We start from the raw sequence: 6549 nt of genomic DNA, 5'->3' as shown, positions 1-6549 counted from the left end.
AGAATTGTCAGCAACGATTATTTCTCCCTCTATACCATATTTTTTGAATATAGACTGAGCTTTCTGTATGCAAATACGGATAGTTTCTTCCTCATTCATAGAAGGCATTACGATAGAAAGAGAGGGCATGCCCAGCTAATACACCATATCTCCTAATAACTATTTTGATACTTCACAGTTTTCAAGAAGAGATTATCAACGCATATATAGCCACCATTTTAAATAATGCTACATTTTATGTTTGAGCTAATCCCAAACCTCAAAATTGCTTCTAGGAGTTCGTATTTCAAACAATTAATCAAGTTTTTGATAATGGAAAATAGGCATCCTCTTTAAATTGAGTGGAAAGCTTTCTTCTTTCAATTCAATGCACTATCTTCTCTGAGGAATTGATGCAATGCAGGAGATATAAGACCAATTGAATATAAACAGGATATAAAGTGAAGATCTTTACATCCCCACATTTTTTTAAAATATTATTTTTCATCAACCATATTTTTAACTTAATTCATCTGAAAAAAAGCAGCAGAAGTTTTATTATATACTTTCTGGCTCTATATCCCTTTATATGGCTGATGAGAAGCAGATATCGAGGATCGTTCCGGATACCAGCGTGATAATTGACGGGAGGCTTTCTTCCCGCATCAAAAGTGGTGAGTTCAGGGGCGTTGAAGTTGTTGTTCCCGAAGCTGTGGTATCGGAGCTTGAAGCCCAGGCAAACAGGGGCAGAGAAATAGGTTTCAAAGGGCTTGAAGAGCTTTCGGAACTTCGGAAGCTATCAGACAGAGGGGAGATTCAGCTTCAGTTCAGCGGGGTTCAGCCCACTTCAGAGGAAATCAGGCTTTCTAAAGAGGGAAGGGTAGATGCCCTTATCCGGCGTACGGCTCTTGAGGTAGGAGGGCTGTTTGTTAGTGAAGACCGCGTACAGTCTCTGATAGCTAAGGCAAAAGGACTTGATGTTGAGTACATTCATCCCAAAGTTCTGGACCCGTCAGAATTCGGTCCTCTCAAAATAGAGCATTTTTTCACTGATGATACGATGTCCGTACATCTCAAAAATGCGGTTTCTCCAATGGGTAAGAAAGGTCCTGTAGGGAATGTGCGTTATGTACGGATCCGGGAAGAGCCTTCAACTTCCCAGGAGCTTTCCAGTATCTCAAAAGAACTTATTGAGAGGGCGAGGCTGGACCCCGAATCTTTCATCGAAATGTCCTCGAACGGGGCTACGGTCCTGCAGATAAGAAACATGCGGGTTGCAATTACACATCCTCCTTTCTCCGATGATATGGAGATAACTGTCGTCAGACCTACAGTTGTTGTTGACCTTGAGCATTACCATCTGAACGAGAAGCTGAAAGAGCGTATAGTAAGTCAGCGTGGAGTCCTTATTGCAGGACCTCCGGGAGCCGGGAAATCCACTTTTGCTGCCGGTGTTGCCCGCTATTTGAATGATCATGGGCAGGTAGTCAAGACCATGGAATCTCCAAGGGACCTGCAGGTGCCTCCTGAGATCACTCAGTATTCCCCCCTTAATGGGAAGATGGAGAACACCGCTGATCTCTTGCTTCTGGTCAGGCCGGACTACACTATCTATGACGAAGTACGAAAAACCGGGGACTTTCTGATCTTTGCGGACCTGCGCCTTGCAGGAGTCGGGATGATAGGAGTCGTACATGCAACCAGGGCAGTGGACGCCATTCAGCGCCTTATCGGAAGGGTTGAACTGGGTGTAATCCCGCAGGTAGTGGATACTGTAATTTTCATCGATAAAGGAGAGGTTGCAAAAGTCCTGGTGCTCGCCTTTACAGTTAAGGTTCCTTACGGGATGACCGAGCAGGATCTCGCAAGGCCGGTAATTACCATTGCGGATTTCGAAACTGGCAAGAGTGAGTATGAGATTTATACATACGGAGAACAGGTTGTAGTCATGCCAATCGGCGCTTCCAAGGAAAGCCGGAAACCTGCCTGGAAGCTTGCTGAAGAAGAGATCAGGAACGTAATCAGCAGGTATGCAACAGGTCCCGTTGAAGTGGAAGTGACCTCAGACGACAGTGCAATCGTAAAGGTCCATGATGAGGATATGAGAAAGGTTATCGGCAAAGGCGGGAACGTCATTGATAGGATCGAAAATATCCTTGGGCTCCACATCGATGTCAGGGAGCTGGAAGCCGAAATTCCAAGAGGTGTAAAAGTCCAGAAGCGCGGGGCTGAACGCAAAGCTTTCCCGGGAAAGGCCAGAGAAACTGTGCCTGAGAAAGGTGTTCCTGCATCTCCGGTTCATCCCATCATCGAAAGGACCAAGAAGCACCTTATCCTTGGGGCTCTCGAACTTGCAGGAAAGGACGTAGAGGTTTTCATCGAAGACGAATATCTCTTCAGTGCAACTGTTAGCCGGCATGGAGACGTGAAACTCAGAGTAAACTCGGACCTTGCATCGGAAATTCTGGAAGCTCAGGATAACGGAGAGATTGTTGAGGTCAGACCGATCTGATCTTCTCATTTTCCTTTTATGCCCTTAACTTTTTACTTCCCGAATTGCGCCTCGCCCGAATTGCGCCTCGGGAGTACGCGGTCCTTTTCGCTACGCTCAAGAGGACTAATTTATGGACGCTTAATACTGGACTTTGCCCAGAGGGCTGATTTAAGGATTTAGCAGTGAAATTCGCCTAAGAGAGCTGATTTATGGGCATTGGTAGTGAAATTAGCTAAGGGGGGGGCGGATTTATGGGATTTAGCAGTGAAATTCGCGCAAGGGGACTAAATTGCACATGTTTGGAGCCTCTCCGTGCATTTTCACGTTTTCCGCGGTTCAACTCTAAGTTTGAATACTAGACAAGGAATTTTAGGAATTGGCCATAAGCACTACCTGAAAAATTAGTTTTTAAATTCCTTATTGAGGCCTCATTTTTAAGTATCTTCATTTTTATTGGAAGGACCACCAGACAAGCCGGGGGACACTTTAGAACTTATGGATTGAAAATCGGTTTTAGGGGTCAAGGGACATATTAATTGATTAATAAGGGGCCACCTGTGATTTCCTTTTTCAAGTTGCACTTTTTATGTTTTTTATCAATTTGTAAAAAAATTTATATACTGTTTGGGTATGATTTCATATTAGAAATTTTAAGGGGTTATGGTTCAATTGAGTAAATCATATCAGTTAGAGCCCGAAATCAGGGATGATTTGCAGGGGAGAATCGAGGTTTTTGACCAGAGCATCAGAAGTTTTGAAAAGCGGCTGAGAGCAGTTGAGCGCCGCTTATCCCTTGAAGCATCTCAGACTTTGCAGGCTGGAAAGGCTTTTTCAGGAATGTCTCCAGATTCGTTTCAAGAGGAAAACTCTGTAAATCTTGCGGCAGGCTCTTCAGTTTCTCCAAAGGGACCCTCTGTTTCTCCTGAAGCTTCATTTTCTCTTCCGGAGAATTCTCTGCTTTCAGACTCTGTTCCGTCGCTCACTCAAGAGGATGTTTCAACTTTTGCCTTCGGCGCAGTGCTCCCCTCTTCAGACGCCTCAAATGGTTCCACGATTTTTCTTGATAGTTCTTCGGATGTTTCGGGAATCAGTTACAGAGTAAAGGATATAAGTAGTCTTTTTTCCAGCCTCTCCGAAAGCCTCCATTCTCTACAGGCTGCTATATCCGAACTTTCGGATTTTGTGCACAGCAACCTTAAGCCAGAGGTCGAAAAACTGGAGAATGAAGTCAAGGACATTCAAGGTCAGGAAAGCGCATCAGAAGAACAGATACGAAAATTTGAATCCCGCATTGAAACCATTGAAAATCGAGATAGGTTTACTCTTGGCTCGATAAAAGTTCCGGTAGAAATCTCAGGAATTGCCGGGTCTTCCGTCCTTTTCCTTACAGGGTTTCTGATCTGGTCCGGACGCTGGGATATAATAAGGTCTCCTTACTTCTCAACCGGGCTTGCAGTAATTATGGCAGGAGCTGTACTTTTGAAGTTTTATATGGTTAACCGAAAGCAAAAATCGTTAACTAACTGATGATAGAAAGGAGTAGTGGTAGAAAGGAGTAGTGATCGAAGGGAGTAGTGATGGAAATGTGTAGTTGGCAATAAATTACCATACTCGGCGATAAAACGATGAAGGGTAAACAATTAACAGTAAGTCATCAGTAATTAGTAATAAAATATGCAATAATAAATAATATTTGCTGAATATTAGATATAATTCTCAATCAGTGAGAATATATAAAATATATAGGAATAAATTGATTACTTTAAGCCATAATACATTTTTCAGGACTGATGCCATAAACGATACCAGCGGATCAGTCTCAAAACATTTTTATATAATCACTCCTTATAATAATAGATTCAGATATTATACGGGGTGGTATCATAATCGAATTAACTAAAGCTCTTATTCTCGGCTTCACAGTAGGCATATCTGCAGCCATTATCCCCGGACCCATGCTGTTTGCAACAATCGGGGCATCGTTTCAGAAAGGCTGGCGAGCAGGACCTTCGGTATTTCTGGGCCACGCCCTTGTGGAACTCATCTTTTTCGTGCTTATTCTGATAGGTGCATCAGCTTTCCTTGGAAAAACAGTAATCTCGTATCTGGCTGTAATAGGCGGCTTAATGATGGTGATCTTCGGGCTCGCAATGATTAAAAACGCAAAAGAAGCCTCTACAATGGATATATCTATTTCAGCCAGCAGCCTGAATCTCTCTTCAGGTCCTATATCTTCAGGAATTATAACTTCGGCATTGAACCCTTTCTCAGGCACGGTATCCGCAGGAATTATAACCTCAGCACTGAATCCTTTTTTTGTTGCATGGTGGTTGACAGCAGGTAGTGCGATCATCCTTCAGGAGTATCTTATAGGCACCCTTGCAGTAATTGCATTTGTTGTCGGGCACTGGATAGCAGACCTTGGATTTCTTGTAGCTGTATCTTCATCCTTTTCCAGAGGAACGGAAGTAATTTCACAGTCCACGCATGAAAAACTGGTATACCTCTGTGGAGGTTTTATGGCATTCTTTGGGCTGTGGTTTATGATCAATAACAATAACGTTTTGCAATAATTAATTCTGTAATTAAAAATGTATCGGCATTTAAATGAAAATGTAGGAAAAAACAGGTTTTTTACCCCTTCTTTTTTAAAAAAAGTACTTCTAAGGAGTTAGCTCCTTGAAAAATTAATCCCTTAAGAGTTAATTTCTAGAGGACTAGTTCTTTTTTAGAGGACTGACTCTCTAGATACTGAATTAATCAGGAAGCTTTAACTCCTCTTTACCTTAATAAAATATTCCTCACTAAAATCTCTATATCCTGTTCTCATTACTTTTACTGCAACGTACCCTTCGGATTTTCCGGCAGGCAACTCGGGATTTAAAATATTTATTATTACGTTACCATCATTGCCCGTGATACCTGAATACGCTTTATTTCTGTCCGGGCTCCAGACAATTACGTTTGCTTCTCCCACCCCGCGGTTTTCCCTGTCAAGCACGCTTATCTGCAGGCTAAAGTTGGATTCCCCTCCTCCGGAGTTGAGTGAAAATGTGCTTACATTTGCTGTTGCATACATGGGCCCCGCGGGAGCTGGAGCAGCTGAAAGGGCGGAGAGAATCGCATAAAACCCGATAAAGCCAACTATTGAAAGAACTACAATTCTTATTGGAAGCCCGACGGTTCCTGCTTCATTCTCTGTTAAATTTTCAGGCAGCATACTTGACTCCTTTCTCCAGCTTAACTCATGCAAAACATGCAATTAGCGAGTCTTGATAATCATAACTGCATCCTTTCTCTCGTAATCATAGAAGCCGTCTGCCAGGATTTTCAGGTCCATTGTGCCTTCATTCTGGTTTGGGTCAAGTCGGACCAGCGCATTCCCGGGAGTTGTCAGAACAGTGACCCCGTCAATGTCAGTTGTATTCGATGCTGCACCTCCGAGTCCCCTGAGGACAACGTTTGCACCTCGCACCGGGTTTCCGTCTTTATCTGTTACCTTTATTTCTGCGGAAACGACAAATGAGTTCTGTGCGGTAGTAGCATCTACTATTATCGAGTTTCCTGGCTGAAGGCTTCCTGCCCCGGACCCTGTCCTTTCAACAAAGACTGACATTTCCTTTGTAGGAGTCGGTATTATCGAGATAAGCGTTGCAAGGGCAACCATCCCAACAACGAGCATTACAACAATATTTATTGGTAATTCCATTGCTTTCTCATCATTTCTGAATAACTGAAGTCCTTTCATGTTTCCCCCCGATTTCACTCCGTAAATTTTTATCTGAATCATACAACATTCAATGAATATTCAATCATTCTATTTATAATTTTTCGATGTTTAGTCGTGCTTGGCTTTTTGTAGTATAACTGGAGTGTGTGAGTTTGGGCAATATATATCTTTATATAGTTCTTTTTATCATATTCTCTTTACTATCGCACAATCAGCTTTACTAACTGCTAAGAAGGGGAAACAGGTTTTTGACCCAAGAATGTTCTGATGAACCAGATGAATCGGACCATAGACGTAGTTTTTTGTGTCTTTTCGGACTGCATGACTGGAAACGAAAAAGCGGAGC

Annotated in this window: 5 protein-coding genes; 3 read left to right on the top strand and 2 right to left on the bottom strand. The window is 42.7% G+C overall.

All coding sequences use genetic code 11. The features are described 5' to 3' along the window. Window positions 1-568: 568 nt before the first annotated feature. From EO93_RS04295 to EO93_RS04285, 3 genes are all read left to right on the top strand, one after another. The gene (locus EO93_RS04295) at window positions 569-2491 is read left to right on the top strand and encodes a PINc/VapC family ATPase (RefSeq protein ID WP_048161231.1); all 1923 of its coding nucleotides are present in this window, start codon (window positions 569-571) and stop codon (window positions 2489-2491) included. Window positions 2492-3133: 642 nt separating this feature from the next. Continuing rightward, entirely contained in the window at window positions 3134-4000 is an 867-nt protein-coding gene (locus tag EO93_RS04290; protein WP_082105911.1) for a hypothetical protein, read from the top strand. Between the two features lie 320 nt (window positions 4001-4320). Then, the gene (locus tag EO93_RS04285) at window positions 4321-5046 is read left to right on the top strand and encodes a LysE family transporter (protein ID WP_327037139.1); all 726 of its coding nucleotides are present in this window, start codon (window positions 4321-4323) and stop codon (window positions 5044-5046) included. A gap of 197 nt (window positions 5047-5243) precedes the next feature. Here the strand turns inward: EO93_RS04285 and EO93_RS04280 are convergent, their stop codons facing one another. Together EO93_RS04280 and EO93_RS04275 are read right to left on the bottom strand one after the other, a co-directional pair. After that, a complete protein-coding gene (locus EO93_RS04280) occupies window positions 5244-5693 on the bottom strand; it encodes a hypothetical protein (protein ID WP_048132111.1) in 450 nt (149 codons plus the stop codon). 42 nt (window positions 5694-5735) lie between these two features. Beyond that, the gene (locus EO93_RS04275) at window positions 5736-6221 is read right to left on the bottom strand and encodes a hypothetical protein (protein WP_048132123.1); all 486 of its coding nucleotides are present in this window, start codon (window positions 6219-6221) and stop codon (window positions 5736-5738) included. Between the last annotated feature and the right edge of the window lie 328 nt (window positions 6222-6549).

The sequence above is a fragment of the Methanosarcina sp. 1.H.A.2.2 genome (genome assembly GCF_000979975.1).
In the GTDB taxonomy this organism is placed as follows: domain Archaea; phylum Halobacteriota; class Methanosarcinia; order Methanosarcinales; family Methanosarcinaceae; genus Methanosarcina.
Note: the sequence above shows the minus strand (reverse complement) of the source record. Positions and strands in the feature narration are given on the sequence as shown.